The sequence below is a fragment of the Nitrospira sp. BLG_2 genome (genome assembly GCF_049222245.1).
Map to the genome: position 1 here is coordinate 1 of NZ_JBLYIG010000451.1, position 2,554 is coordinate 2,554.

General features: G+C 55.2%; 5 protein-coding genes. 4 read left to right on the top strand and 1 reads right to left on the bottom strand.

Features of this window, described 5'->3' with window-relative positions; genetic code table 11:
• Positions 1 to 205 precede the first annotated feature (205 nt).
• Entirely contained in the window at positions 206 to 961 is a 756-nt protein-coding gene (locus ACOSYY_RS12300) for a Stp1/IreP family PP2C-type Ser/Thr phosphatase (RefSeq protein ID WP_421662717.1), read from the bottom strand.
• 227 nt (positions 962 to 1,188) lie between these two features.
• Between ACOSYY_RS12300 and ACOSYY_RS12305 the strand changes: the two genes are divergently transcribed.
• From ACOSYY_RS12305 to ACOSYY_RS12320, 4 genes are all read left to right on the top strand, one after another.
• On the top strand, positions 1,189 to 1,572 hold the full coding sequence (locus ACOSYY_RS12305) for a cyclophilin-like fold protein (protein WP_421662719.1): 384 nt from the start codon (positions 1,189 to 1,191) through the stop codon (positions 1,570 to 1,572).
• Between the two features lie 5 nt (positions 1,573 to 1,577).
• Positions 1,578 to 1,859 (top strand): DUF507 family protein, encoded by a 282-nt coding sequence (locus tag ACOSYY_RS12310; RefSeq protein ID WP_421662721.1) that lies wholly within the window; start codon positions 1,578 to 1,580, stop codon positions 1,857 to 1,859.
• Between the two features lie 23 nt (positions 1,860 to 1,882).
• A complete protein-coding gene (locus ACOSYY_RS12315; protein ID WP_421662723.1) occupies positions 1,883 to 2,158 on the top strand; it encodes a DUF507 family protein in 276 nt (91 codons plus the stop codon).
• A 17-nt stretch (positions 2,159 to 2,175) separates the two neighbouring features.
• On the top strand, positions 2,176 to 2,554 hold a 379-nt coding region (locus tag ACOSYY_RS12320), incomplete at its 3' end, for a tetratricopeptide repeat protein (RefSeq protein WP_421662725.1).

The following is a 2,554-nucleotide window of genomic DNA, read 5'->3' on the forward strand; positions in this document are numbered from 1 at the left end:
ATTGGCCCGGACCATTTGACGAATAGCCGCTTCCGGGTCAGAAGGTTCACCGGCGATCGCCATCGTCGCAATGCCGATGAGAAGAAGGAGGTTTCCGAAGAAGAACGATCCCCGACGGGGCATAAAGGTCTCCCGGTACATGACGAGGTTCAAATGAGGAGGGAAACTACACGGCCTGACGGGCCATGTCAACAACGAAGTAAAATCAGGATGAACGAGGAGCGACTACCACCACGGTCACGTTGTCTTCGCCGCCGCGATCGAGCGCCGCGGTGACAAGTCGGTTGCAGACCCGAATCGGATTGATCTCTCCGGCAGCCAACACGGTTCGGACATCCTCGTCTTCCAACATTTTGGTCAGCCCATCCGAGCAGAGCAGTACCAGGTCTTCCGGCAGTATGGGAAAAGCCGTAATGGTGGGGTTCACCGTCGAGCCCACCCCCAAGGCACGCGTCAACACATGTCGTTCCGGATGAGTTTTCGCTGTTTCTGCCGTGAGGATGCCGCGTTCCAGGTATTTTTCGATCAACGTATGGTCTTTGGTCAGGAGGGTCAGTGTGCCCGATCGAAACCGATACGCACGACTGTCGCCGACATGGACGATGTACGCGACCGGGACAGGGCCGGACACAATCGTCAGCAGCACGATGGTCGTGCCCATCCCTTTCAGCTTGGATTTTGATCGAGCCCGATTGAGGATTGCGTCATGTGCTCGGCTGATCAGGTCCGTCAGCACATCCGTGGGAGAAGCTTGACCATTACCGAGCAGGCGGCTCGATGCTGCAGCCTCGGCCTGTACAGTGGCGATGGCTGTCTGGGCGGCGATTTCGCCACCGGCATGCCCGCCCATTCCATCCGCGACGGCCCAGACGCCCACTTCGTTGATGACGGCGAACGCATCCTGATTGAGGGTGCGCACGAGTCCGATCTCGCTCCGACCGACACCGATCCACGCGCTCATTGGGAATAGACCGGTTGAAAAATGATCGACAATGACGAAAGCCCGAACCGCGATCCCAAATTCTTATGGAAGCAGTCGGCAAGAAACAGGAGCTTTTTGATATCAGCCCGGCTGTAGCTGGAAGTGAGCATCGTGGAGGATTGTAGCCTTGATTTCGCCTAGGAGACAAGCTAGAGTTTGCAAACATCACGAAGAACGCAGTGTAGAACGGGTGGACCATTGATCGCATGACCGCGCCGGCGAAGCGAATTCGTATTACCGTGGGCGGAGTTCAGCTAGAGGCAGAACTCAGAAAGACGAAGACGGCTGAGGAAGTGTACGCGGCGCTTCCGGTCACGACCGCGATCAGCACGTGGGGAGAAGAATTCTACTTCCCGATTCCCGGAGTCCGAGACTACCGGGAAACCGCGACGACCCAGGTGAAGGTCGGAGACATTGCCTTGTGGGGAGCGGGGAAGGTTTTGGCGATCTTTTTTGGGAGAACCCCCATGAGTATGGGGGCCGATCCGGTTCCGGCTGATCGAGTGAATATCATCGGAAGAATCGTAGGAGATGCGACCCGATTTCGACAGGTGATGGAAGTCTCGACGATTCATCTCGAACCGGGGTGAAGACGATGCGGCTGTCAAAAGAGCGTGTACGGCATATGGCCGAGCGCCTCATCGGTCGTTTTCAAGACGAAGGGCACATCGAACTCATCGGAGATCGCAAAGGATTCGTCGAAGCATTGGATCAGACCATCACCCATGAGTTATCCGCCGAGGATCGTGTGAATGCGGAAGTGCGGCAACTGCTGAAGGCCTATGAGCATCAGATCGAGCAAGGGCAGGTCGACTATCAAAAGATGTTCCAGATGGTGAAACAAAAATTAGTCCGTGAACGAGGCATTATCCTATAAAGGAAACGGTTCATGGGTGTCGTATGTTGAGCGAAGACAAAGTCAGCCATCTGTCCCATGTCATTCTCACGGCCGTCAAGCAACATGCCGGCGCGAGAATCAAGAGCGATGACGCACGATTGTTAAAAGAAATCAAACGCGTGTTGGCCGACGAGTTGGTCAAGGAACAGGAGATCGATCGAAAAGTAAAAGCCAAACTCGCATCCTATTCCCGAGGCATTGTTGAAGGAAGTAACGAGTGGGATGTGCTGTATCGAAAGACGTTTGAAGAAGAGACGCGCAAACAGACGAAGATGTGAAAACCGAGGTCGTTGCCATGAAAAAAAACTTTCATCGAGTGGCGGTCGTGAGTATCGTGCTGGTGCTTGTCGGCATGGCGGCATGTTCGCAGAAGCGCAAACCGCTCGTGCCGCTCATGCTCGAGGGCGAGGTGAAATCTCAAGCGACCATGCTAACGGAACAGGGTACACAAGCCTACCAGACCCAACAGTTTGAAGAGGCCAAGCGATACTTCGCGCAAGCGGTTGCGGCAGAACCACAATCCGGCCAAGCTCACTATAACTATGCCTTGGCGTTGAATGCGCTAGGTGACGCCGAAGTCGCGCGGCAACATTTTATAACGGCTGCCGACTTGGCGCCCGGAGACAAAGTCATCTGGGACTCGCCGGCGCTTTCGCCATACGGGAATCCTGAAA